The 24,827-nt window shown below is 66.2% G+C and carries 20 protein-coding genes; 14 read left to right on the top strand and 6 right to left on the bottom strand.

Annotation, left to right across the window (positions count from 1 at the left end; all coding sequences use genetic code 11):
- Positions 1-19 precede the first annotated feature (19 nt).
- The 13 genes from uvrA to AC5RWD_RS09195 all read left to right on the top strand — a co-directional run bounded on the left by uvrA (position 20) and on the right by AC5RWD_RS09195 (position 14,741).
- Complete coding sequence (uvrA, locus tag AC5RWD_RS09135) at positions 20-2,944, top strand: excinuclease ABC subunit UvrA (protein WP_494019707.1); 2,925 nt, start codon at positions 20-22, stop codon at positions 2,942-2,944.
- A 216-nt stretch (positions 2,945-3,160) separates the two neighbouring features.
- Positions 3,161-3,877 carry an HAD hydrolase-like protein gene (locus tag AC5RWD_RS09140; RefSeq protein ID WP_494019708.1) on the top strand — a complete coding sequence of 239 codons (717 nt, stop codon included), beginning with the start codon at positions 3,161-3,163 and terminating at the stop codon, positions 3,875-3,877.
- Positions 3,864-4,532 carry a lysophospholipid acyltransferase family protein gene (locus tag AC5RWD_RS09145; RefSeq protein ID WP_003805555.1) on the top strand — a complete coding sequence of 223 codons (669 nt, stop codon included), beginning with the start codon at positions 3,864-3,866 and terminating at the stop codon, positions 4,530-4,532. The genes AC5RWD_RS09140 and AC5RWD_RS09145 overlap by 14 nt, the downstream gene beginning before the upstream one ends.
- 74 nt (positions 4,533-4,606) lie before the next feature.
- Positions 4,607-6,688, top strand: a complete 2,082-nt coding sequence (gene uvrC / locus AC5RWD_RS09150; protein WP_494019709.1) for an excinuclease ABC subunit UvrC — start codon at positions 4,607-4,609, stop codon at positions 6,686-6,688.
- A gap of 113 nt (positions 6,689-6,801) precedes the next feature.
- Entirely contained in the window at positions 6,802-7,725 is a 924-nt protein-coding gene (gene rapZ / locus AC5RWD_RS09155) for an RNase adapter RapZ (RefSeq protein ID WP_236803292.1), read from the top strand.
- The gene (locus AC5RWD_RS09160) at positions 7,725-8,738 is read left to right on the top strand and encodes a gluconeogenesis factor YvcK family protein (RefSeq protein ID WP_377950947.1); all 1,014 of its coding nucleotides are present in this window, start codon (positions 7,725-7,727) and stop codon (positions 8,736-8,738) included. Before rapZ ends, AC5RWD_RS09160 begins: the two co-directional genes overlap by 1 nt.
- A gap of 10 nt (positions 8,739-8,748) precedes the next feature.
- Positions 8,749-9,729 (top strand): DNA-binding protein WhiA, encoded by a 981-nt coding sequence (whiA, locus tag AC5RWD_RS09165; protein WP_003805560.1) that lies wholly within the window; start codon positions 8,749-8,751, stop codon positions 9,727-9,729.
- 133 nt (positions 9,730-9,862) lie between these two features.
- Entirely contained in the window at positions 9,863-10,486 is a 624-nt protein-coding gene (locus tag AC5RWD_RS09170) for a superoxide dismutase (protein ID WP_003805561.1), read from the top strand.
- 261 nt (positions 10,487-10,747) lie between these two features.
- On the top strand, positions 10,748-11,758 hold the full coding sequence (gene gap, locus AC5RWD_RS09175; RefSeq protein ID WP_003805562.1) for a type I glyceraldehyde-3-phosphate dehydrogenase: 1,011 nt from the start codon (positions 10,748-10,750) through the stop codon (positions 11,756-11,758).
- Between the two features lie 10 nt (positions 11,759-11,768).
- The gene (locus AC5RWD_RS09180) at positions 11,769-12,995 is read left to right on the top strand and encodes a phosphoglycerate kinase (protein WP_494019710.1); all 1,227 of its coding nucleotides are present in this window, start codon (positions 11,769-11,771) and stop codon (positions 12,993-12,995) included.
- Between the two features lie 95 nt (positions 12,996-13,090).
- On the top strand, positions 13,091-13,906 hold the full coding sequence (gene tpiA, locus AC5RWD_RS09185; RefSeq protein ID WP_494019711.1) for a triose-phosphate isomerase: 816 nt from the start codon (positions 13,091-13,093) through the stop codon (positions 13,904-13,906).
- 50 nt (positions 13,907-13,956) lie between these two features.
- On the top strand, positions 13,957-14,214 hold the full coding sequence (gene secG / locus AC5RWD_RS09190; RefSeq protein WP_494019712.1) for a preprotein translocase subunit SecG: 258 nt from the start codon (positions 13,957-13,959) through the stop codon (positions 14,212-14,214).
- 149 nt (positions 14,215-14,363) lie between these two features.
- The gene (locus tag AC5RWD_RS09195) at positions 14,364-14,741 is read left to right on the top strand and encodes an RNA polymerase-binding protein RbpA (protein WP_494019713.1); all 378 of its coding nucleotides are present in this window, start codon (positions 14,364-14,366) and stop codon (positions 14,739-14,741) included.
- Here AC5RWD_RS09195 and pgl read toward each other — a convergent pair.
- From pgl to tkt, 6 genes are read right to left on the bottom strand one after another with little or no spacing between them, the layout of a single operon-like run.
- Positions 14,712-15,530 carry a 6-phosphogluconolactonase gene (gene pgl, locus AC5RWD_RS09200; protein ID WP_494019714.1) on the bottom strand — a complete coding sequence of 273 codons (819 nt, stop codon included), beginning with the start codon at positions 15,528-15,530 and terminating at the stop codon, positions 14,712-14,714. The two genes, AC5RWD_RS09195 and pgl, sit on opposite strands and share 30 nt — an antisense overlap.
- Complete coding sequence (locus AC5RWD_RS09205) at positions 15,520-16,461, bottom strand: glucose-6-phosphate dehydrogenase assembly protein OpcA (RefSeq protein WP_494019715.1); 942 nt, start codon at positions 16,459-16,461, stop codon at positions 15,520-15,522. Before AC5RWD_RS09205 ends, pgl begins: the two co-directional genes overlap by 11 nt.
- Positions 16,458-18,017: a glucose-6-phosphate dehydrogenase gene (gene zwf, locus AC5RWD_RS09210; RefSeq protein WP_494019716.1), complete on the bottom strand. Its 1,560-nt coding sequence runs from the start codon at positions 18,015-18,017 to the stop codon at positions 16,458-16,460. The genes AC5RWD_RS09205 and zwf overlap by 4 nt, the downstream gene beginning before the upstream one ends.
- Before the next feature lie 15 nt (positions 18,018-18,032).
- Positions 18,033-19,667 (bottom strand): phosphoglucose isomerase-related protein, encoded by a 1,635-nt coding sequence (locus tag AC5RWD_RS09215; protein WP_494019717.1) that lies wholly within the window; start codon positions 19,665-19,667, stop codon positions 18,033-18,035.
- A gap of 6 nt (positions 19,668-19,673) precedes the next feature.
- Positions 19,674-20,792, bottom strand: coding sequence for a transaldolase (tal, locus tag AC5RWD_RS09220; RefSeq protein WP_494019718.1), 1,119 nt, complete (start codon positions 20,790-20,792; stop codon positions 19,674-19,676).
- 31 nt (positions 20,793-20,823) lie between these two features.
- Entirely contained in the window at positions 20,824-22,941 is a 2,118-nt protein-coding gene (gene tkt / locus AC5RWD_RS09225; protein WP_494019766.1) for a transketolase, read from the bottom strand.
- Between the two features lie 515 nt (positions 22,942-23,456).
- Between tkt and AC5RWD_RS09230 the strand changes: the two genes are divergently transcribed.
- Positions 23,457-24,404, top strand: coding sequence for a heme o synthase (locus AC5RWD_RS09230; protein WP_494019719.1), 948 nt, complete (start codon positions 23,457-23,459; stop codon positions 24,402-24,404).
- The last annotated feature ends 423 nt before the right edge of the window (positions 24,405-24,827 follow it).

A 24,827-nucleotide genomic window follows, 5' to 3' on the forward strand; every position in this document is an offset into this window, starting at 1 on the left:
TTTCGACTAGCATTAGTGGGTGCCTAAAGCCGTAGCTGAAGAAACCGCTGTTGCCTCCTCCGCCGTCGTCCCCCTGAGTCCCGCCAAACCGGCGCGCCCGGACCTGTCCCGGCTGGTGGTCAAGGGCGCCCGCGAGCACAACCTCCGCAACGTCGACCTCGACCTGCCGCGTGACGCCATGATCGTCTTCACAGGCCTGTCCGGCTCCGGAAAGTCGTCCCTGGCGTTCGACACCATCTTCGCCGAGGGGCAGCGCCGCTACGTCGAATCGCTCTCCGCCTACGCCCGGCAGTTCCTGGGCCAGGTGGACAAGCCCGACGTCGACTTCATCGAGGGCCTGTCACCGGCGGTTTCGATCGACCAGAAGTCCACGAGCAAGAATCCACGCTCCACCGTGGGCACCATCACCGAAATCTACGACTACATGCGTCTCCTGTGGGCTCGCGTGGGCCGTCCGCACTGCCCCGTCTGCGGTGAACCCGTCATCAAGCAGACGCCGCAACAAATCGTGGACCAGCTGCTCGAACTGGAGGACGGCACCCGTTTCCAGATCCTCGCCCCCGTGGTGCGGGGGCGCAAGGGTGAGTTCGTCGACCTCTTCAAGGAACTGACGGCGAAGGGCTATTCCCGCGCCCGGGTCGACGGCGACCTCATCCAGCTGAGTGATCCGCCCAAGCTGGGCAAACAGTTCAAGCACACCATTGAGGTGGTGGTGGACCGGCTCGTGGTCAAGGACGGCATCCGGCAACGGCTGACGGACTCCATCGAGACCGCGCTCGGCCTCGCCGAGGGGCGGGTCCTGGCCGACTTCGTTGACGTCGACTCCGACGACCCCCACCGCACGCGTGCCTTCTCGGAAAACCTGGCCTGCCCCAACGAGCACCCCCTGGCCATCGATGAGATCGAACCCCGGTCCTTCTCGTTCAACAACCCGTTCGGTGCCTGCTCGGCCTGCAGCGGCATCGGCACCCGGCTGGAGGTCGACGAGGACCTGATCATTCCCAATCCGGAGCTCGCGCTGGAGGAGGGAGCCATCGCGCCGTGGTCCCTGGGCACCGCCACCACCGAGTACTGGAACCGGCTGCTCGGCGGCCTCGCCAAGGAGCTCGGGTTCTCCATGACCACGCCCTGGCAGGACCTTCCCTCCGACGTCCGGCAGACTGTCCTGCACGGCAAGGACCACAAGGTTGTGGTGCAGTACCGCAACCGGTTCGGCCGGGAACGCAAGTACAGCACCGGCTTTGAGGGTGTGGTGCAGTACGTACACCGCAAGCACACCGAAACCGAGTCCGACTACGCCAGGGACCGCTACGAGGAATACATGCGGCAGATCCCCTGCCCCGCATGCAACGGCGCCCGGCTGAACCCGGCGTCGCTCTCGGTTCTCATCAACGGCAAGTCCATTGCCGACGTCGCACGGCTGCCCATGCGCGAATGCGCAGCATTCCTGGACAACCTCGTTCTGACCGGCCGTGAGGCGCAGATCGCCCACCAGGTCCTCAAGGAGATCCAGGCCCGCCTGACCTTCCTGCTGGACGTGGGCCTGGAATACCTGAACCTGGAACGCCCCTCCGGCACCCTCTCCGGCGGCGAGGCCCAGCGCATCCGGCTGGCCACCCAGATCGGCTCCGGCCTCGTGGGCGTGCTGTACGTCCTGGATGAGCCCTCCATCGGGCTGCACCAGCGGGACAACCGGCGCCTGATTGAGACCCTGACCCGGCTGCGGGACCTGGGCAACACCCTCATTGTGGTCGAGCACGACGAGGACACCATCCACGAGGCCGACTGGATCGTGGACATCGGCCCGGGAGCCGGCGAGCACGGCGGGCAGGTGGTCCACTCAGGGTCCTACCAGGAACTCCTGCAGAACACGAAGTCCCTTACCGGGGACTACCTCTCCGGCAGGAAGAGCATCGACGTCCCCAAGAAGCGGCGCAAATACGACAAGAAGCGCGAGCTGAAGGTGGTCGGCGCCCGCGAGAACAACCTCGTCAACGTTGATGCCGCCTTCCCGCTGGGCCTGTTCACCGCCGTGACCGGCGTCAGCGGCTCCGGCAAGTCCACCCTGGTCAACGAGATCCTGTACAAGGTGCTGGCCAACAAGCTCAACGGGGCCAAGCAGGTGGCCGGGCGCCACCGCACAGTCCAGGGCCTCGAGCACCTGGACAAGGTGGTGCACGTGGACCAGAGCCCCATCGGCCGCACCCCGCGCTCCAACCCGGCCACGTACACCGGAGTTTTCGACCACATCCGGAAACTCTTCGCCGAGACCACCGAAGCCAAGGTCCGCGGCTACATGCCCGGCCGGTTCTCCTTCAACGTCAAGGGCGGCCGCTGCGAGGCCTGCTCCGGTGACGGCACACTCAAGATCGAGATGAACTTCCTGCCGGACGTCTACGTCCCCTGCGAGGTCTGCCACGGTGCGCGATACAACCGCGAGACCCTCGAGGTGCACTACAAGGGCAAGACCATCGCCGACGTCCTGAACATGCCCATCGAGGAGGGAGCCGAGTTCTTCGCCGCTTTCTCCCCGATTGCACGCCACCTCAAGACGCTCGTGGACGTCGGCCTCGGGTATGTCCGGCTGGGCCAGCCCGCCACCACGCTGTCCGGCGGCGAGGCGCAGCGCGTCAAGCTGGCGGCCGAACTCCAGAAGCGGTCCAACGGCCGCAGCGTCTATGTCCTGGACGAGCCCACCACCGGGCTGCACTTCGAGGACATCAGGAAGCTGCTCATGGTGCTGCAGGGCCTCGTGGAGAAGGGCAACACCGTCATCACCATCGAGCACAACCTCGACGTCATCAAGAGCGCCGACTGGATCGTGGACCTGGGCCCTGACGGCGGCTCCGGCGGCGGCCGGATTGTGGCCTCCGGCACCCCCGAGCAGGTCTCCAAGTCCTCGGAGAGCCATACCGCGAAGTTCCTGGCTGAAATCCTCAGCTAGCGAGCCAAGCCCCGACGCCCAACCCGGGCGGCGGCCCGCCAGACCAACTGGCGGGCCGCCGTCGTCCTCCGGCGATGCGGAGTTTTTGTGCAGATATTGGGCGCTAAACACCTCGGAAGCCGCGATACATGGACAAAACCTCCTCATTGCGGGCCAAAGTATTCCTCGACGGGCATACGAGTTTGAGCAGGCGTGCCATCATGAGAAACTAAGCCGGTGACTTCAACAACAGTGCCCGTGATCTTCGACCTGGACGGCACTCTTGTCGATCCGGCCGGCGGGATAACAGACGGAATTGCCGCAGCCCTTACGGAACATGGCCTTGCTGTCCCCAGCCAGGACCTCCTGGACGCAATGGTGGGCCCCAAGCTGAGCGACTCCCTGCTGAACGTCGCGGCTGTACCTCCGGCCATGCTCAAGGCAGTCATCCGGACCTACCGGACGCATTACCTGGACTCCGGCATTTCCCAGAGCCGCTTGTACCCGGGCATCGCCGACCTGCTGGACGGCTATGTGGCGGCGGGGCGGCCCGTAGCGGTTGCGACGCAAAAGCCTGAAAACCTCGCGAACATCGTGCTTGAACACCACAGGATCGCTGGCCGGTTCCTCACCATCAGGGGGTCAGCCGCGGACGAAACCGCTGCTGCAGCGGGTCCGGTCGGCAAGACCGGCATCATCGCCGCCGCCTTGGCGGACCTCCGCACGCAGCACGCCGTGATGGTGGGCGACCGCGCCCAGGACGTGGCCGGGGCGCTGGCCAACGGACTCGACTGCATCGGCGTCAGCTGGGGTTTCGCGCCCGACGGCGAACTGGAGGCGGCGGGCGCTGTGGCCGTGGTGCACGACACCGCCAGCCTCCGCGTCAAGGTCGAGGAGCTGGAGAACGTCCGTGCCGTAGCGCTGAGCGAGGTGCGCAACGATGGAGCTGTTTGACGGCGTCCGCTGGACCACGCGGACCCTTATCTCCGGGAGCTGCCGGCCAACCGTCATCGGGCTGGAGAACGTCCCGAAGGACGGTCCGTTTATCGTGGCACCCAACCACCTCTCCTTTCTGGACAGCGTGATTGTCCAGGCACTCATGCCCCGTCCCGTCGCCTTCTTTGCCAAGGCGGAGTACTTCACCACCAAAGGCATCAAGGGCCGCGTGATGAAATCCTTCTTCGAGGCGGTCGGCTCCATTCCAGTCGAGCGCGGCGAACAGGCCGCCAGCGTGCAGGCTCTCAAGACACTCCTTGACATCCTCGAGGACGGCCGGGGGATCGGGATCTACCCGGAGGGCACCAGGTCCCGGGACGGGATCCTGTACCGCGGCCGGACCGGCGTCGGCTGGCTTGCCCTCACCACCGGTGCGCCGGTAATCCCCGTTGGACTCATCGGCACGGAGAAACTGCAGCCCGCCGGACGCAATGCCGTCAAGCCCCAGCACTTCACCATGAAGGTGGGGGAGCCGATCTACTTCGACAAGACCGGGCCGGACCATTCACTCCCCGCCCGCCGGCAGGTGACCGACAGGATCATGGACGCCATTGCCGAGCTCAGCGGCCAGGAGCGCTCCACCAGCTACAACCAGAGCAAGGTCATCGAATAGCCGGCGGTTCCCTCATTATTCCTTCAAGATGGGCAGCGGCAACCCGCGGCCTTTAGGCTCAGTAGACTGGAGTCGTGGCAGATCCATCGAGTTATAGACCCCAGACGGGTGAGATTCCGACCAATCCGGGTGTTTACAGGTTCAGGGATCCCCATGGGCGGGTTATCTACGTCGGCAAGGCCAAGAACCTCCGATCCCGGCTGAACTCGTACTTCGCCAACCCGGCCGGGCTGCTGCCCAAGACGCACGCCATGGTGTACGCCGCCAGCAGTGTCGAGTGGACCGTGGTGGGCAGCGAGCTGGAGTCCCTGCAGCTGGAATACACCTGGATCAAGGAATTCAAGCCGCGCTTCAACGTGGTTTTCCGGGACGACAAGACGTACCCCTACCTCGCCGTCACCATGGGCGAGAAGCTGCCCCGCGTGCAGGTCATGCGCGGCGAACGGCGGAAGGGCACCCGGTACTTCGGGCCCTACACGGCCGGTGCCATCCGGGAGACCATGGACACCCTGCTGCGAGTCTTTCCGGTGCGCAGCTGCAGCGCGGGCGTGCTGAAGCGTGCCCAGGCCAGCGGCCGGCCCTGCCTGCTGGGCTACATCGACAAGTGCTCGGCACCGTGCGTCGGCCGCGTCACCCCCGACGAACACCGGGCCCTGGCCGAGGACTTCTGCGCCTTCATGGGAGGCGAGGCCAAGCGGTTCATCGCCCGGCTCGAAAAGGAGATGGGGGCCGCCGTCGCCATCCTTGACTATGAACGTGCCGCACGGCTGCGCGACGACATCACCGCCCTCCGGAAGGTCTTTGAGCGGAACGCCGTGGTGCTCGCCGAAGACACCGACGCCGACGTTTTCGCCCTGCACGAGGACGAGCTCGAAGCGGCAGTCCAGGTGTTCCATGTCCGGGGCGGACGGGTCCGGGGCCAGCGCGGCTGGGTGGTCGAAAAGGTGGAGGACTTCACCACGCCCGACCTCGTCGAGCACCTCCTCCAGCAGGTCTACGGCGAGGACGCCGAGGTCCAGGGCAGGCTACCCCGCGAAGTGCTGGTGCCTGTTGAGCCGAGCAACGCGCAGGACCTGGCCGTGTGGCTGGCGGGCATCCGCGGAGCCAAGGTGGACATCCGCGTTCCGCAGCGCGGGGACAAGGCCGCCCTCATGTCCACGGTCCGCGAAAACGCCGAGCACGCGCTCCGGCTCCACAAGACCCGCCGGGCCGGCGACCTGACTGTCCGGTCGCAGGCGCTGCAGGAACTCCAGGAGGCACTGGAGCTCCCCGTCCCGCTGCTGCGCATCGAGTGCTACGACGTCTCCCACGTCCAGGGCACCAACGTGGTGGCCTCCATGGTGGTGATGGAGGACGGGCTGCCCAAGAAGTCCGACTACCGCAAGTTCTCCATCACCGGGGCCGCGGCGACGGACGACACCGCAGCGATGCACGACGTCCTGACGCGGCGCTTCCGGCACTACCTCGTGGACAAGACAGCCCAGGTTGAAGCCGCCGAACTGGTCGCCACGCCGGCAGGCGCAAGTGCGGGTGCTAGCGGGGCGGTCCTGGCCAACGGGGCGGTACCAGAAGCCAACGGGACGGCCCACGGCGCAGCCGAGGACGCTGCGCTGGCCGACACCACCACCCCGGCGCCCCGCGCGAAGTTCGCCTACCCGCCCAACCTGGTGGTGGTGGACGGCGGCAAGCCCCAGGTTAACGCGGCCGCCCGCGCCCTCGAAGCGCTGGGCATCGACGACGTCTACGTGGTCGGACTCGCCAAACGGCTCGAGGAGGTCTGGCTGCCGGACAGCGACTTTCCCGTCATCCTGCCCCGCTCCTCGCAGGGCCTCTACATGCTCCAGCGCATCCGCGACGAGGCGCACCGGTTCGCCATCTCGTTCCACCGGCAAAAGCGCGGCAAGGCGATGACCGTCTCAGCCCTCGACGGCGTACCCGGGCTGGGCGATTCCAAGCGGAAGGCCCTGCTGGCCCACTTCGGCTCAGTCAAGCGGATCAAGGCGGCCTCCGCGGAGGAACTGACCGCGGCCAAGGGTGTTGGGCCGGCGCTGGCCGCGGCCATCGTCACGCACTTCAGCCCGGGCGGAGCCGGCGGCGGCTCGGATGACACCGTACCGGCGATCAACATGACCACCGGGGAAGTGCTGGAAACTTAGTCCGCGCCCCGAAACTTGGTTAGGGTAAGTACGGGAAATCGGCGTGTGCCGCAAACAGCAACCGCGCAGGAACTGCGGCGCGGGAAGCAACAGCAGGAATGAGGCTGGAATCAATGGCAGAGTCGACGGCGGAGTCCAGCACGGAAGAGGACGGCCTGACACCGGTCAAGCCCGCCGAAGCGGAACTGCTCATCGTGACCGGCATGTCCGGTGCAGGCCGCAGCACCGCCTCCGACGCGCTGGAGGATCACGGCTGGTACGTCGTCGAGAACCTGCCGCCGCAGATGCTGGGGACGCTTGCCGAACTCGTGTCGCACGCCCCGCAGTCCATCCCCAAGCTTGCCGTGGTGATGGACGTGCGCAGCAAGGCGCTGTTTGCCGACATCCGCGCGGCACTGCGGGCTCTCGAAGCCAGCGGCGTCACCTTCCGGGTCCTGTTCCTCGATGCCAGCGACGACGTCCTGGTCCGCCGCTTCGAGCAGGGACGGCGGCCGCACCCGCTGCAGGGCGGCGGCAGAATCCTGGACGGCATCGCCGCGGAACGTGAGCTCCTCAAGGAGCTGCGCGACTCCTCCGACCTCGTCCTGGACACGTCGTCCCTGAACGTGCACGGGCTCGCCACCGCGATCACCGAGCTGTTCACCGAGACCGGCCCTATCGCGATCCGCCTCAATATCATGAGCTTCGGCTTCAAGTACGGCCTGCCCGTGGACGCCAACTACGTGGCTGACGTCAGGTTCATCCCGAACCCGCACTGGGTGCCCGCGCTGCGGCCGCACACCGGCCTGGACCAGGACGTCAGCGAGTACGTCCTCGGGGCCGAGGGCGTGCCGAACTTCGTGGAACGCTACGTCCTCGCCCTGGAACCTGTCCTGGAGGGTTACCGCCGGGAGAACAAGCACTACGCCACCATCGCCGTCGGATGCACGGGCGGAAAGCACCGCTCGGTAGCAGTTGCCATGGAACTCTCCAAACGCCTCGCCCAATATCCGCGCGTAACCGTGACCACGACGCACCGGGACCTGGGCCGCGAGTAATGGGCGTCCTTACCGGCCCGCTGCCCCTGATTCCGCCGGCCGGCCTGACCGGTTCCCAACAGGCCAAGGGGCCCACCGTCGTCGCGCTCGGCGGCGGCCACGGCCTTTCGGCCTCCCTCTCGGCACTGCGGCTGCTCACTTCCGAACTGACCGCGGTGGTTACCGTGGCGGACGACGGCGGGTCCTCCGGCCGTCTCCGCGAGGAGTACGGCGTCCTTCCACCCGGTGATCTCCGGATGGCGCTGTCGGCCCTGTGCGATGACACCGATTGGGGACGCACTTGGCGGGACGTCATGCAGCACCGGTTCCGGTCGGCCCGCGGCGGCGCCTCATTGGATGAGCACGCCATGGGCAACCTGCTGATCGTCACCCTGTGGGAACTGCTCGGGGATGCGGTGGCCGGCCTCAAATGGGCAGGCGCACTGCTCGGCGCCCGGGGTCAGGTCCTGCCCATGTCCACCGTTCCGCTGACCATCGAGGGCGACGTGCGCGTGACCGCCCCCGACGGCAGCAGCACGGTCACCACCATCACGGGCCAGGCGCGGTGCGCCGTGGCGGGCTCGCTGGAAAGCGTCCGCCTGCTGCCCGAACAGGCACCCGCCTGCGTTGAGGCCCTGACCGCGATTGAGCTGGCCGACTGGGTGGTGCTGGGCCCCGGCTCCTGGTACACCTCCGTGCTGCCGCACCTGCTGCTGCCGGAGATGCGGCAGGCGCTCTGCGACACCCCGGCCAAGCGCTGCCTCACCATGAACCTGGCCATGGACACCAAGGAAACGTCCGGCATGTCCGCCGCGGACCACCTTCACGTCCTGCGCGACTACGCGCCGGAGTTCAGCGCGGACGTGGTGCTCGCGGACCCGGCCTCGGTTTCGGACCTGGCCGAGTTTGAGCGGGCCGCGGGGATGATCGGCGCCGAGGTTGTCTTGGGTAGAGTAGGGGCTTCGGGCCGGCGTCCGGTCCACGACCCCTTGCGGCTGGCTACGGCCTACCAGGATATTTTCGGGAACAGTTAGGAAAGGTGCCATGGCACTGACAGCATCAGTCAAGGAAGAACTCTCCCGCCTGGATATCAAGAAGTCATCAGTCCGCAAGGCCGAGGTCTCGGCCATGCTCCGCTTCGCCGGGGGACTGCACATCATCTCGGGCCGGATCGTCATCGAGGCCGAGGTGGACCTGGCCTCCACAGCCCGGCGCCTGCGCGCCGCGATCGCCGAGGTCTACGGGCACCAGAGCGAGATCATCGTCGTCTCCGGCAGCGGCCTGCGCCGCGGCAGCCGGTACGTCGTCCGCGTCGTTCGCGACGGCGAGGCGCTGGCCCGCCAGACTGGTCTCCTTGACGGCCGGGGGAGGCCCGTGCGCGGGCTGCCGTCCGTCGTCGTCAATGGCTCCGCCGCCGACGCCGAAGCGGTGTGGCGCGGCGCATTCCTGGCGCACGGCTCACTCACTGAACCTGGCAGGTCGTCGTCCATGGAGGTCACCTGCCCCGGCCCCGAATCCGCCCTCGCGCTCGTTGGCGCGGCGCGCCGGCTGGGGATCCAGGCCAAGGCCCGGGAAGTCAGGGGAGTGGACCGCGTGGTTATCCGCGACGGTGACACCATCGCCGCGCTGCTCACCCGGATGGGCGCCCACGACGCGCTCATGGTGTGGGAGGAGCGGCGGATGCGCAAGGAGGTGCGGGCCACGGCGAACCGGCTCGCCAATTTTGACGACGCCAACCTCCGCCGTTCCGCGCAGGCCGCGGTGGCTGCCGGCGCCCGGGTGGACCGGGCCCTGGAGATCCTGGGGGACGATGTCCCGGACCACCTCAAGTATGCCGGTGAACTCCGGGTGGCCCACAAGCAGGCCAGCCTCGACGAACTTGGCCGGCTAGCCGATCCGCCCATGACGAAGGACGCCATCGCCGGGCGCATCCGCCGGCTGCTCGCCATGGCGGACAAACGTGCCTCGGATCTGGGCATCCCGGGCACGGATGCCAATGTGACGCCGGAAATGCTGGACGAGTAAACGGCGCCCATAGAATCAAGACCGGGTGGCGGCTGTTGCCGCCATCGGAGTTTTCCGGATGACTTGTCATCCGGGATGCACAATCCGCAAGTTAGCAAAACCGGACAAACTGTCCACGACATTGGAGGATTTTGTGACCGAGTACGTTCTGCCCGAACTCAGCTACGACTACGCAGCGCTCGAGCCCCACATCTCTGCACGGATCATGGAGCTGCACCACAGCAAGCACCACGCCGCGTACGTGACGGGCGCCAACAACGCGCTGGCCCAGCTGGCAGAGGCGCGCGAAAAGGGCGACTTCGCCAACATCAACCGGCTTTCCAAGGACCTGGCCTTCCACACCGGCGGCCACATCAACCACTCCGTGTTCTGGAACAACCTCTCCCCGGACGGAGGCGACAAGCCTGAAGGTGAGCTGGCCGCCGCCATCGACGACGCCTTCGGCTCGTTCGATGCCTTCCGCGCCCAGTTCTCCGCAGCCGCCCTCGGCCTGCAGGGTTCGGGCTGGGGCTTCCTGGCCTACGAGCCCATCGGCGGCAACCTCGTCATCGAGCAGCTCTACGACCAGCAGGGCAACGTCGCGCTGGGCACCACCCCGCTGCTGATGCTGGACATGTGGGAGCACGCCTTCTACCTGGACTACGTCAACGTCAAGGCCGACTACGTCAAGGCGTTCTGGAACATCGTGAACTGGGCTGACGTGTCCGCCCGCTTCGCCGCGGCCCGCGCCAACGCGACGGGTCTCATCACCCTCTAAGTGTGACTCCGCGTACACACAGCAGTAACAAACTTCACATTCGGCGACTTTAGGGCCGAATTATGGACGGTCCGCCCCCGCACTTGCGGGGGCGGACCTACTTAAACGTAAGATGGATCACGGAAGGCGGTTAGCCTTCAGCAATGAGGCTGGTCGCCCTCCGATCTGAAAAATATCTCTGCCCAATGGCGTGCGGGATCTGTTAGTTGGCTTGAACGCCCGCTTACTAGTTGTGCTTCCAAGGCACAAAGGAGACTAAAAGTGACCACCCGTATTGGTATCAACGGCTTCGGCCGCATCGGCCGCAACTACTTCCGCGCTGCACTTGCTCAGGGTGCGGACCTCGAGATCGTTGCCGTCAACGACCTCACCAGCCCCGAAGCGCTGGCCCACCTGCTCAAGTACGACTCCGTCGGTGGGCGCCTGGCCGAAACCATCGAGGTCAAGGAAGGCAACCTCGTCGTCAACGGCAACGCGATCAAGGTCCTGGCCGAGCGCGACCCCGCCAACCTCCCTTGGAAGGACCTTGGTGTTGATATCGTGATCGAGTCCACCGGTTTCTTCACCAAGGCAGCTGCCGCCAAGAAGCACATCGAAGCCGGTGCCAAGAAGGTCCTGATCTCCGCCCCCGCCTCGGACGAGGACATCACCATCGTGATGGGCGTCAACGACGGCCTGTACGACCCCGAAAACCACCACATCATCTCCAACGCTTCCTGCACCACTAACTGCCTCGGCCCGCTGGCCAAGGTTGTTAACGACGCCTTCGGCATCGAGCGTGGCCTGATGACCACCGTCCACGCGTACACCGCAGACCAGAACCTGCAGGACGGCCCGCATAACGACCTCCGCCGTGCCCGCGCTGCCGCCATCAACATGGTCCCCACCTCCACCGGTGCCGCCAAGGCCATCGGCCTGGTCCTGCCGGAGCTCAAGGGCAAGCTGGACGGCTACGCCATCCGCGTTCCGGTCCCCACCGGATCCGCCACCGACCTCACCGTCACGGTCTCCCGCGAGACCACCGTCGAGGAAGTCAACGCCACGCTCAAGAAGGCCGCAGAGTCCGACGAATGGCAGGGCATCCTGACCTACACCGACGCTCCGATCGTCTCCTCGGACATCGTCGGCGACCCCGCCTCGTCCATCTTTGACTCGGGTTTGACCAAGGTCATCGGCAACCAGGTCAAGGTTGTTTCGTGGTATGACAACGAATGGGGCTACTCCAACCGCCTTGTGGACCTCACGGAGCTTGTCGCGGCAAAGCTGGGCTAGGGTTAGCTACATGACATCTCACACCCTCAACGAACTGATCGCTGAAGGTGTCCGCGGGCGGTACGTTCTGGTTCGAAGTGACCTGAACGTGCCGCTCGACGGCTCTACAGTGACTGACGACGGCCGCATCCGGGCCTCACTGCCAGTGCTGGGAAAGCTCACGGACGCCGGTGCCCGCGTGCTGGTAACAGCCCACCTCGGCCGCCCCAAGGGCGCACCCGAAGACAAGTACTCGCTCAAACCGGCAGTTGCCCGCCTGGCCGAGCTGGCTTCCTTCCCTGTCTCCCTCGCGGAGGACACGGTGGGAGCCTCGGCCAAGGAGAAGGCGGCTGCGCTGCAGGACGGCCAGGTCCTGGTCCTCGAGAACGTGCGTTTCGACGCCCGCGAGACCAGCAAGGACGAGGCCGAGCGCCGCGCATTTGCCGACGAGCTGGTGGGACTCACCGGTGATAACGGCGCTTTCGTGAACGACGCCTTCGGTGCCGTGCACCGCAAGCACGCCAGCGTTTACGACGTCGCCACCCGGCTCCCGTCCTACCTTGGCGACCTTGTGGGCACCGAGGTGGAAGTCCTCCGCAAGCTCACCGCAGACACCCAGCGTCCCTACGTTGTGGTGCTGGGCGGTTCGAAGGTCTCGGACAAGCTCGCGGTCATCGACAACCTGCTCGGCAAGGCTGACACCATCCTCGTGGGCGGCGGCATGCTGTTCACGTTCCTGGCAGCCGAGGGCCACAAGGTGGCCGGCAGCCTGCTGGAAGAGGACCAGATCCCGGTGGTCCAGGACTACCTCAAGCGCGCGGCCGACTCCGGCACGGAGTTCGTGATCCCCACTGACGTTGTGGTTGCAGCCAAGTTCGCAGCCGACGCCGACCACGAGACGGTCAGTGCCGACGCCATCGAAGGCAGCAGCTTCGGGGCGCAGGGCATCGGCCTGGACATCGGACCGGAGTCCGCCCGGGCGTTCGCCGACCAGATCAAGGGCGCCAAGACTGTGTTCTGGAACGGACCGATGGGCGTCTTCGAGTTCGAGGCGTTCTCCGCAGGCACCCGGGCCATCGCCCAGGCGCTGACGGAGACGGACGCGTTCACGGTGGTCGGCGGCGGCGACTCCGCGGCTGCGGTCCGCACGCTCGGTTTCGCCGATGACCAGTTCGGACACATTTCCACCGGCGGCGGCGCCAGCCTGGAATACCTTGAAGGCAAGGAACTTCCCGGCCTGAGCGTTCTGGACCGCTAAAGACACACCAGCCGGCAGGGCACCTTCCGCACCGCGAAGGCGCCCTGCCGGCTGTTCACATGATCAGCAGATTGACCGGCACTTTTGGAGAACACGTGACTACGTCAACCAACGGCACCTTTGACCGCACGCCTTTGATCGCAGGGAACTGGAAGATGAACATGGACCACGTCCAGGGCATCACCCTCCTGCAGAAGCTGGCCTGGACACTGTCCGACGCCAAGCATGACTACAGCCGCGTGGAGGCCGCTGTCTTCCCGCCCTTCACCGACCTCCGCGGTGTGCAGACCCTCGTCCAGGGCGACGAGCTCGACGTCGCCTACGGCGGCCAGGACCTGTCCCAGTTCGACTCCGGCGCCTACACCGGGGACATCTCCGGCCAGTTCCTGAACAAGCTCGGCTGCAAGTACGTCCTCGTCGGCCACAGCGAACGCCGGACCATCCACGCTGAGTCGGACGAAGTCCTCAATGCCAAGGTCAAGGCGGCCTACCGCCACAACCTCATCCCCGTCCTCTGCGTCGGCGAAGGCCTGGAGATCCGCCAGGCCGGCACCCACGTCCAGCACACGCTGGACCAGCTGCGCGCCGACGTCGAGGGCCTCACCACCGAGCAGGCGGCCCAGCTCGTCGTCGCCTATGAGCCCGTCTGGGCCATCGGCACCGGCGAGGTTGCGGGCCCGGAGGACGCCCAGGAAATGTGCGCCGCGATCCGTGCCGAACTCACCGAACTCTTCGGTGCCGATGTGGCTGCCAAGGTCCGCCTGCTGTACGGCGGTTCGGTCAAGGCCAGCAACGCTGCCGCCATTCTTAAGGAACGCGACGTCGACGGCGTGCTGGTGGGCGGTGCCAGCCTTGATCCCGCTGAGTTTGCTAATATTGTCAGGTTCGAGAGCCACCTCGTAACGGGCTAGCCCGTTCATCCGGCACGCTCCCGCATCCACCAACTTTTGGAAAGGCCGTCGTGGACGTTCTTCATGTGATTCTGCAGATCCTGCTGGGCATTACCAGCCTTCTGCTGACCCTGCTCATCCTGCTCCACAAGGGACGCGGCGGCGGCCTGTCGGACATGTTCGGCGGCGGCATGAGCTCGGGGCTGTCCTCCTCCGGCGTTGCTGAGCGCAACCTGAACAGGTTCACTGTCATCCTCGGTATCACCTGGGGCGTCGTGATCATCGCCCTCGGCCTCCTCATGCGCTTCACAGGCGTGGCTGACTCTTAACACTGCCGCAGGCACGCACGAAAAGCCCGGCCCAATCAGGATCCGTTCCTGATTGGGCCGGGCTTTTTCTGCCGCCAGGGGGAACTGCGGTCTAAACTGTCGCTATCGGATCTAACGGCAGCGCCGCCATTAGTAGCGAGGGAGTTCCCATGGTGCATTCCTCTTCAGGATTCCGCGGCACCCGTGTGGGTGTCATTCAAGGGGCCGGATTGAAGAACCAGGGGGACGATCCCCTCGGGGAACCCCTGCCGCGTATTTGTGTGTCCTATTGGTGTGCCATGGGACATGAGACACGACCAGTTTTTCTGAAGTTGCCGGACGACCAGATTCCGGAGGTGTGGGACTGCCGCCAGTGCGGCCGGCCGGCGTCACGCAATCCCGGGGCCGGGCTGCCCGGCGAAGCCCAGGAAGAGGGCTTCAAGACCCATCTGGAATACGTTAAAGAAAGACGCTCCAGCCAGGACGCAGAAGACGTTCTGGCTGGAGCGCTGCAGCGGCTAAGAGCCAGCCGGCGCCTTCCTGACTAGCTGTTCAGGTACGCGCGAGGCCGCGTTTTCGTCAATCAGCCACAGCGTCCGGGACCGGCCTGCTGGACCGGCAGCGGGCACCTGCACCGGATTTGCTCCGGCAAGGGCCAGGCCCACCGCACCGGCCTTGTCCTCTCCTGCTACAACCATCCACACCTCTGCGGAGGTGTTGATCGCGGGCAGGGTCAGGGAAATCCGCTCGGGCGGCGGCTTGGGGGAGTTGCGGACCCCCACCACCGTCAGCTGCTTCTCGCGGATGCCGCCCTGCTCCGGGAACAGGGACGCGACGTGCGCGTCAGGGCCAACACCGAGCAGGACGACGTCGAACCGCGGAAGCCTGCCTGGCTCCTCCGGACGGTCGTCCGAAGCGTCAGCGGCGTGCTCGGTCGCTGCCGCCTCGCTGAGGCGGCGCGCGTAGTCCTCTGCCGCCTGTTCCGGTGACTCGAAGTCATCAGTCGACCCGGGCACGTGGACGCGCGCAGGATCAGCATCGATGTGTTTCAGCAGCGCCTCCTGTGCCTGGACCGCATTGCGGTCCGGGTCCTGGGAGCCGACGAAGCGCTCGTCACCCCACCAGAAGTTCACCTTGGACCAGTCCACCGCGGGCGCGGCCGGCGAATCGGCCACGGCCTTCAGCGTTCCGATGCCCACCGTGCCTCCGGTAAGCACCACCGTGGCTTCACCGAATCGGTCCTGCACATCCACGAGCTTGGTGATCAGGCGGGCCGCGATGGCGGCCATGAGTACGGAAGAGTCAGGATGGATGCTTACTCTGGGCTCAGCGCTCACTGGGACGGACACTCCTTAGGTTGGTTCGTGGCAGTCCAATAGTAATCACTTCGCCGAATACTTCGTCCGGGTCAAGCCGGCGGAGCTCTTCGGCGAGGCAGTCACGCAGGCTGCGACGCGGCAGGGAGATCCGCTGAGCGGGCTGGCCTGGCTGGGTGAGTTCGGCGATGGACAGTCCGGGCCGGAAGAGCTGGACGTCGCCGCTGGCGCGGGTGAGCCGGACCCGGCGGATGCCGGTGCCGGCCGGATCGGCCACGATCGTGACCGGGGCGTCCAGGGACAGGGTCAGCCAGGCCGCCAGCAGGATGGTGCTGGGTGAGTCCGAGGCGCCTTCGACCGCGACGGCGGTGACGGGCGAGGAGTCGGCCTGGTCCAGGACCGCGGCGAGTTGGATGCGCCAGTTCGTCAGGCGGGTCCAGGCGAGGTCGGTGTCGCCGGCCTTGTAGGTGTTCCGGATGTTTTCCAGCGCAACCTGGGGCTCTGCCTCGTTCGCCGAGTCGGTGATCCTGCGGTGCGCGATCCGTCCGATGGAGGTTTCGGACGCGTTCTTCGGTGCACCGTGTGGCCACCAGGCCACGATCGGGGCGTCGGGCAGCAGCAGCGCGGCGACGAGGGACTCGCTTTCCTCGGCGAGTTCCCCGAAGCCGCGCAGCACGATGACCTCGGACGCACCGGCGTCCCCGCCGACCCGGATCTGCGCGTCGAGGCGGTTCGGGGCGGAGGAGCCGGCGTCGGCGAGCACGATGATCCGGCACGGGTGCTCGCGGCTGGCCTCGTTGGCCGCCTCGATCGCTTCTTCCTCGAGCCCGGATTTGGTGACCACCACGAGGGTCAGGACCCGGCCCAGGGCGATCACGCCGCCCTGCTCGCGCAGGGACTGGATCTTCTTGGAAACGTTCGAGGTGGTGGTGTTCGGCAGGTCTACGATCATGGCCTTCTCCAGGTGCGTCCGTCGCGGGCCAGCAGCTCGTCAGCCGAGGCCGGGCCCCAGCTGCCGGGCGCGTACGGCTCGGGCTGTTCGCCCAGGCCGGCCCAGTACTCTTCGAAGGGGTCCAGGATCTTCCAGGACAGCTCCACTTCCTCGTGCCGCGGGAACAGCGGCGGCTCGCCCAGGAGCACGTCCAGGATCAGCCGCTCATACGCTTCGGGGCTGGACTCGGTGAATGAGTGCCCGTACCCGAAGTCCATGGTCACGTCCCTGACTTCCATCTGGGTGCCGGGGACCTTGGAGCCGAACCGGATCGTGGCGCCCTCATCGGGCTGGACCCGGATCACCACGGCGTTCTGCCCGAAGTCGTCATCCCCGTGGTCCCGGAAGAGCAGGTTCGGTGCGCGCTTGAACACCACCGCGATCTCCGTGACCCGCCGGCCGAGCCGCTTGCCGGCGCGCAGGTAGAACGGCACCCCGTTCCAGCGCCGGGTGTTGATGTCCACCCGGATCGCGGCATAGGTTTCGGTGGTGGAGTCGGCCGGAATGCCCTCTTCCTCCAGGTACCCCAGGACCTGCTCCCCGCCCTGCCAGCCGCCGGCGAACTGCCCGCGGGCCGAATGCGTGGACAGGTCTTCCGGGAGCCGGACGGCGGCCAGGACTTTTTCCTTCTCTGCGCGCAGGTCATCGGCGTTGAAGGAAATGGGCTCCTCCATCGCGGTCAGCGCGAGCAGCTGCAGGAGGTGGTTCTGGATCACGTCGCGGGCCGCGCCCACGCCGTCGTAATACCCTGCCCGGCCGCCGGTGCCGATGTCCTCGGCCATGGTGATCTGCACGTGGTCCACGTAGTTCGCGTTCCACAACGGCTCGAACAGCTGGTTCGCGAAACGCAGCGCCAGGATGTTCTGGACCGTCTCCTTGCCCAGGTAATGGTCGATCCGGAACACCGCGTCCTGCGGGAACACCGATTCCACGATGTCGTTGAGCTGCCGGGCCGATTCGAGGTCGTGCCCGAACGGCTTCTCGATCACCACGCGCCGCCACTTCTCGCCCTCGGCCTGCGCCAAGCCGTGCTTCGAGAGCTGCCGGCAGACCTGTTCGAAGGCCTTCGGCGGGATCGAGAGGTAGAACGCGTGGTTGCCGCGGGTGCCGCGGTTCTCGTCGAGTTCCTTGATCGTCTCGCCGAGCCGCTCGAACGCCGAATCGTCGTCGAACGCGCCCTGCACGAACCGGATGCCCTCCGAGAGCTGGTTCCAGACCGCCTCATCGAACGGGGTCCGTGCGTAGGACTTCACGGCGTCCTTCACCTCCGCGGCGAAGTCCTCGTTGTCCCAGTCCCGGCGGCCGAAACCGACCAGCGCGAAGCTGGGCGGCAGCAGGCCACGGTTGGCCAGATCATATACGGCGGGCATGAGCTTTTTACGCGCAAGGTCCCCCGTGACTCCGAAGAGCACAAGCGAGGACGGTCCGGCAATCCGGTTCAGCCGCCGGTCGCGAGGATCCCGCAAGGGATTCCCGGACCGGGCCGCTGACCTCTTGCCGTTCAAAGTGTCTGGCATGGTTTATTCGGTGCCTTAGCTCTCAGTGGCGGATGCTGCCTTGCTGGCCAGCGACGAAACAATCTCCTGCAGCTGGGCAACGCCCGCTGCGCGGTCGGTGAGGTGCAGGCGCAGGACGGGCCGGCCGTGCTCGCCCAGGACCTGGGCGTCGCCGGCGGCCTGCGCCGCGATCAGCTCGCCGAAGGTGAACGGACGCTCCGGGATGGCGAGGTCCTGCGCGGACGCCGCGGTGACCTGCAGGAAGACACCGATGGCGGGGCCGCCCTTGTGGAACTGGCCGGTGGAGTGCAGGAAACGGGGACCCCAGCCGAAGGTGACCGGACGGCCGCTTACGGCGGCGAGCTCGTCCCGGACGCCCTCAAGCTGCGCATAGGCGAGGCGGTCGAAGTAGGCCTGGACGCTCAGGTAGCCATCGCCGCCCAGCTGCGCGAGCAGCGCCGAGACCGCATCGGCTGCCGTAGCGGCGTCACCCAGCCATTGTCCGCCGCGGACCTCAATGGCGCCGTCGACGAAGCTGGCCGGCGTCGGTTCCGGCTGTGCGTCCAGGAGACCTCGGGCAGCCACCTTCGCGGCTTCGACGTCGGGCTGGTCAAACGGGTTGATGCCCAGGAGGCGTCCGGCCACGGCGGTGGCGAACTCCCACACCATCATCTGCGAGGCCAGGCCGCCGGCAATGGCAACCTCGTTCTCGCCGAGTTCGACGTCGGCATCCGTGCTGACCAGCCGGACCACCAGGACGTCCTCGGCTCCGGAGGTGACCTCCGGTGCGTTCGGCCCTGCGACCACCGGCAGGATTCCGGTGCCGAGCTTGCCGGTGGATTCGGCGATGAGCTGTTCGGCCCAGTCAGCGAAGCCCACGATGCCGGAGCCGTCCTCCGCGATGACGACCTTGTTGCGCAGCGGGTTTGTGCCGCCCAGGGCAGCACCCAGGACCAGCCCGATGTTCTCGGGTGCGTCCTCGTTCAGGATCTCGGCGGCTTCCTCTGCCTCATCCAGCAGGGCCGCGATGTCCACGCCGGCCAGGCCGGAGGGGACCAGCCCGAAGGCCGTCAGCGCCGAGTAGCGGCCGCCCACGTTCGGGTCCGCATTGAAGACCGCGCGGTAACCGGCGTCGCGGGACGCCTTGTCCAGCGGGGAACCGGGATCGGTGACAACGATGATCCGGCTCTTGGCATCGAGGCCGGCCTCCGTGAAGGAGTGCTCGAAGATCCGGCGCTGCGAATCGGTTTCAAGGGTTGAACCGGACTTCGAGGAAACCACGATCGCGGTTTCCGCCAGACGGTCCGCGAGGGCAGCACCGACCTGTTCAGGGTCAGTGCTGTCCAGCACAGTCAGCTCGACGCCAGCGGTGCCGGCGATGACTTCGGGAGCAAGGGAGGATCCGCCCATGCCGCACAGGACAATACGGGTCACCCCCTCGGCCTTCAGGGCATCCCGGAGTTCCAGGATGCCGTCCACCAGGGGCCGGGAGACGGTGGCCGCCTCGACCCAGCCAAGGCGGATAGCCGATTCGGCTTCCGCATCCGGACCCCACAGCGTGTGGTCCTTGGCGAAGATGCGGGTGGCAACGCGGTCTTCCACCAGGGCGGGCAGGTGCTGCTCAAGAGCCTTCCGGGCGGCACCGGTGGCGTCGTAGCTGAGTGTGCTCATTGTGGACTAGGAAGCCTTCCGTGCAGTGGCAAGGGCGCCTTCGACGTCAGCCAGGAGTTCCTTCCAGCTGGCAACAAACTTGTCCAGGCCTTCGGATTCCAGCAGGGCGACGACCTCGTTGTAGGACACGCCGAGGGCGTCGAGGGCGTTGAGGGTGGCGTTCGCTTCATCGTAGCCGTTCGTGATGGTGTCACCCGTGACCACACCGTGGTCGAACGTGGCGTCCAGGGTCTTCTCCGGCATGGTGTTCACGACGCCAGGCGCAACGAGCTCGGTCACGTAAAGCGTGTCCGGGTAGGCCGGGTCCTTCACGCCGGTGGAGGCCCACAGCGGGCGCTGCGGCAGGGCGCCGGCCTCGGCCAGCACAGCCCAGCGCTCGGTGGAGAAGAGCTCCTCGTAGACCTGGTAGGCGAGGCGGGCGTTGGCGACGCCGGCCTTGCCCTTGAGGGCCTTGGCTTCCTCGGTGCCGATGGCGTCCAGGCGCTTGTCGATCTCGGTGTCCACGCGGGAGACAAAGAACGAGGCGACGGAGTGGATCTTGGACAGGTCGTGGCCGTTGTCCTTGGCCTGCTCCAGACCGGACTGGAAGGCGTTGATGACTGCGCGGTAGCGCTCCAGGGAGAAGATCAGGGTCACGTTGACGCTGATGCCCTCGGCCAGGGTTGCCGTGATGGCTTCCAGGCCCTCAAGCGTGGCAGGGATCTTGATGTGGACGTTGTCGCGGTTGACCTTCTTGTAGAGGTGCTTCGCTTCGGCGATCGTGCCGGCGGTGTCCCAGGCGAGGCGCGGGTCCACCTCGATGGAGACGCGGCCGTCCACACCGTTGGTTGCCGCGGCGACCGGTGCGAAGAGGTCGCAGGCGTCGGCGACATCCGTCGTCGTGATCTCGAAGATGGTCTCTTCAATGGACGCGCCGGCAGCGGCCTGGGCCGCGATCGTGGCGTCGTAGTCCGTGCCGGAGGTGATGGCGGCGTGGAAGATGCTGGGGTTCGTGGTGACACCCACAACGTTCTTCTCTTCGATCAGCTTCTGCAGCGTGCCGGTCTTCAGGCGGCCGCGGGAGAGGTCGTCGAGCCAGATGGAAACGCCGGCGTCGGAAAGCTGCTGGGTGGGAGTGCTAGTCATTTCTAATCTCCTTGAACTGTGGGGGAGTCTGTCAGGACTGGAGTCCGGCGAGGGAATCCTTGGCGGCGGCGGCAACTGCTTCTGCCGTGATGCCGAATTCCTGGAACAGGCGCTTGTAATCGGCGGATGCGCCGTAGTGCTCGAGGCTGATGGAGCGGCCGGCGTCGCCGACGAACTCGCGCCAGCCCTGGGACAGGCCGGCTTCAACCGAAACGCGGGCCTTGACCGCTGCAGGCAGGATGGCCTCGCGGTAGGCGGCGTCCTGCTTGTTGAACCACTCGACGCACGGCATGGACACCACACGGGTGGCGATGCCTTCGGCCTGCAGGGTTTCGCGGGCCTGGACAGCCAGCTGGACCTCAGAACCGGTGCCGATCAGGATGACCTGCGCGTCAACGGTCTTACCGTCCTTCGACGCCTCGGCCAGGACGTAACCGCCCTTGGCAACGCCTGCGGTCGAACCGAAGGTGTCACCCTCTGCCCTACCCTCGCCACGCTCGTACGTGGGGATGTTCTGGCGGGTCAGGACGATGCCGGCAGGGTTCTCGTGGTTCGCCAGCATGGTCTTCCACGCTGCTGCGACCTCGTTGGCGTCACCCGGACGGACGACGTCGAGACCCGGGATGGCGCGCAGCGAAGCGAGCTGCTCCACAGGCTGGTGCGTGGGGCCGTCCTCGCCGAGGCCGATCGAGTCGTGCGTCCAGACGTACAGGGACGGCACACCCATGAGGGCACCGAGGCGGATTGCGGGACGCTGGTAGTCACTGAAGATCAGGAACGTGCCGGAGAACGCGCGGGTCTTGCCGTGCAGGCTGATGCCGTTCACGATCGAGGCAGCGGCGTGCTCGCGGATACCGAAGTGCAGGACGCGGCCGTACGGGTTGCCCTTCCACGCTTCGGTGGAGCGGGAGGCCGGGATGAACGACGGCGAGCCCTCGATCGTGGTGTTGTTGGACTCCGCGAGGTCGGCCGAGCCGCCCCACAGTTCCGGCATGACCGGACCGATCGCGTTCAGGACCTTGCCGGATGCGGCGCGGGTGGAAACGTCCTTGCCTGCCGGGAAGACCGGCAGGGCGCCGCCGAGCTCGGCGGGGAGCTGGCGCGCTTCGACGCGCTGCAGCAGGGCAGCGGCGTCCGGGTTGGCGGACTGCCAGGCGGAGAAGGACTCTTCCCATTCCTTGCGTGCGTGGGCACCCCGGTCAACGACGCCGCGGGCGTGGGCCAGCACGTCCTCGTCCACCTCGAAGGACTTCTCGGGGTCAAAGCCGAGGACGGTCTTCAGTGCTGCCACTTCTTCCGAACCCAGGGCGGAGCCGTGGATCTTGCCGGTGTTCTGCTTCTTCGGGGCAGGGTAGCCGATGATGGTGCGCAGCGAGATGATGGACGGCTTGGAGGTCTCGGCCTTGGCGGCCAGCAGAGCCGCGTACAGCTCCTGGACGTCTTCCTTGTAGTCGCCGGTCTTGGTCCAGTCCACGCGCTGGGTGTGCCAGCCGTAGGCCTCGTAGCGCTTCAGGACGTCTTCGGTGAAGGCGATGTCGGTGTCGTCCTCGATGGAGATGTGGTTCTCGTCGTAGATGACCACGAGGTTGCCGAGCTCCTGGTGGCCGGCAAGGGAGGAAGCCTCAGAGGTCACACCTTCCTGGAGGTCGCCGTCGGAAGCGATGACCCAGATGGTGTGGTCGAACGGGCTCTCGCCGGCGGGAGCATCGGCGTCGAACAGGCCGCGCTGGCGGCGCTGGGAGTAGGCGAAACCGACCGAGGAGGCCAGGCCCTGGCCCAGCGGGCCGGTGGTGATTTCCACGCCGGCGGTGTGCTTGTATTCCGGGTGGCCCGGGGTCAGGGAGCCCCACGTGCGCAGTGCCTCGAGGTCCTTCAGCTCCAGGCCGTAGCCGGAGAGGAACAGCTGGATGTACAGCGTCAGGGACGTGTGGCCGGGGGAGAGGATGAAGCGGTCGCGGCCGATCCAGTCCGGGTTCTTCGGGTCATGCCGCATCAGCTTCTGGAACAGAAGGTAAGCGGCCGGAGCCAGGCTCATCGCGGTGCCGGGGTGGCCGTTGCCCACCTTCTCCACGGCGTCGGCGGCCAGGACGCGCACGGTGTCAACGGCGCGCTGGTCGAGGTCGGTCCAAGTCAGTTCTTGCTCTTTCAAATGTGCCACGTAACCGGGCCCCTCTCTGTGTTAACGGCAAGCGGTAATGACACACAGCGGCAGGGCATAATTGGTGCCCGCTGCATTTTGTGCCCACCAGCCGTTCACCATTGAAACGTTGATCTTCATTCAGTCGCCGGACGGTACGGAATGCGGTTTCTTGCCCGTATTCCAGTGTGCGCTGATCTGCAGACAGCTTAGCTCTATTCCACACTTCGAGCGGCCAAAATCTCACTAGTTGGACGCAATTTCTCTTTTGTGAATCATCCGTGCCGTGAGGCTGCGTTAATGTGATTGAAGCAAGCACGAACGAATCATTTTCAGTGATTTCCCGTCACACACCGATGCCAGCGATCCATGCGGGACCGCGGTATGATATCGGGAGGCCACCGGCGGACAGTGCGGGCTCAGGTTGCACATGACAGCCCCGCCACCGCCGTTGAGGGATCGGTCCGGACCGCGTGTCCAGACGGACTGATCAGATAACAGCCAGACAGAAACAGAGTGACTGCCACGTGAGCACAACAGATACGCCGCTGACCTCTTCCCGGGTCCACGGAAGAGCCGGACTAGCCCGCAAGGCCAAGGCGTACCTTGCACTCACCAAGCCCAGGGTCATTGAACTCCTGCTGGTCAGTACCCTGCCCACCATGATTTACGCGCAGCGCGGCTTCCCGTCCCTCGGCCTCATCATGGCCACCCTCGTGGGCGGTGCGTTCGCTGCCGGCAGCGCCGGTGCCTTCAACTGCTACATCGACCGCGACATCGACAGGCTGATGCACCGAACGGAGAAGCGTCCCTTGGTGACCGGTGAGGTCACCCCGCGCGAGGCCCTGGTCTTCGCGTGGTTGCTGGGCGCCGCGGCAATCGCCATCCTCTGGTTCGGTGCCAACCCGCTCTCCGCCTGGCTCGGACTCGGCGCCATCGTCTTCTACGTCGTCATTTACACCATGATCCTCAAGCGCCGCACGGCCCAGAACATTGTCTGGGGCGGCGCTGCCGGCTGTTTCCCGGTGCTGATCGCCTGGGCCGCCGTGACCAACACGGTCGAGTGGCCGGCCGTAGTCCTCTTCATGGTCATCTTCCTCTGGACCCCGCCGCACTACTGGCCGCTGTCCATGCGCTACGGCGAGGACTACCGCAACGCCAACGTCCCGATGCTCGGTGCCATCGCCGGGGCCAGGGTCGTTTCCGTCCAGGTGGTGCTGTACGCCTGGGCCATGGTTGCGTGCTCGCTCCTCATGATCCCTGCCGGCAACGCAGGCTGGGTTTACACCGCCGTTGCCGTGCTGGCCGGTGCATGGTTCCTGTACGAGTCCCACGCCCTCTACAACCGGGCACAGGGCGGCGACCTCTCCGACAAGGGCGCCATGAAGGTCTTCCACGGCTCCATCAGCTACCTGACGCTCCTCTTCATCGCGCTGGCAGTCGACCCGTTCGTCGGCTCGCCGATCATGGGCTAACCCCACAAGCCAAGAGCCCCGGACGCGTCCTCAGATCCTGCAAGCTCCCCGGGGACCCATCCTCAGATCCTGCAAGCTCCCCGGGGACCCGTCCTCAGATCCTGCAAGCTCCCCGGGGACCCGTCCTCAGATCCTGCAAGCTCCCCGGGGACCCGTCCTCAGATCCTGCAAGGTTTCCCCGGGGACCCGTCCTCAGATCCTGCAAGGTTTCCCCGGGGACCCGTCCTCAGATCCTGCAAGTTCCCCGGGGACCCGTCCTCAGATCCTGCAAGTTCCCCGGGGACCCGTCCTCAGATCCTGCAGAGAGCACGAACGCCCCTTCATTTCATATGAAGGGGCGTTTTCCTTGGCCGCAAGCGGGGCCGATCTGCGGGAGCGCAGCGAATGAGCCGACAAGACCTGCAGCAGCGTCGGGAAAAACCC

This window comes from Arthrobacter sp. CMU6 (genome assembly GCF_059090205.1).

Bases quoted from the DNA above. Each gene is read 5' to 3' on its own strand.
- whiA (WP_003805560.1), top strand. From the start codon at position 8,749: ATGGCACTGACAGCATCAGTCAAGGAAGAACTCTCCCGCCTGGATATC.
- zwf (WP_494019716.1), bottom strand. From the start codon at position 18,017: ATGCCAGACACTTTGAACGGCAAGAGGTCAGCGGCCCGGTCCGGGAAT.
- AC5RWD_RS09195 (WP_494019713.1), top strand. From the start codon at position 14,364: ATGGTGCATTCCTCTTCAGGATTCCGCGGCACCCGTGTGGGTGTCATT.
- AC5RWD_RS09215 (WP_494019717.1), bottom strand. From the start codon at position 19,667: ATGAGCACACTCAGCTACGACGCCACCGGTGCCGCCCGGAAGGCTCTT.
- AC5RWD_RS09160 (WP_377950947.1), top strand. From the start codon at position 7,725: ATGGGCGTCCTTACCGGCCCGCTGCCCCTGATTCCGCCGGCCGGCCTG.
- tal (WP_494019718.1), bottom strand. From the start codon at position 20,792: ATGACTAGCACTCCCACCCAGCAGCTTTCCGACGCCGGCGTTTCCATC.
- AC5RWD_RS09205 (WP_494019715.1), bottom strand. From the start codon at position 16,461: ATGATCGTAGACCTGCCGAACACCACCACCTCGAACGTTTCCAAGAAG.
- rapZ (WP_236803292.1), top strand. From the start codon at position 6,802: ATGGCAGAGTCGACGGCGGAGTCCAGCACGGAAGAGGACGGCCTGACA.
- AC5RWD_RS09180 (WP_494019710.1), top strand. From the start codon at position 11,769: ATGACATCTCACACCCTCAACGAACTGATCGCTGAAGGTGTCCGCGGG.
- AC5RWD_RS09145 (WP_003805555.1), top strand. From the start codon at position 3,864: ATGGAGCTGTTTGACGGCGTCCGCTGGACCACGCGGACCCTTATCTCC.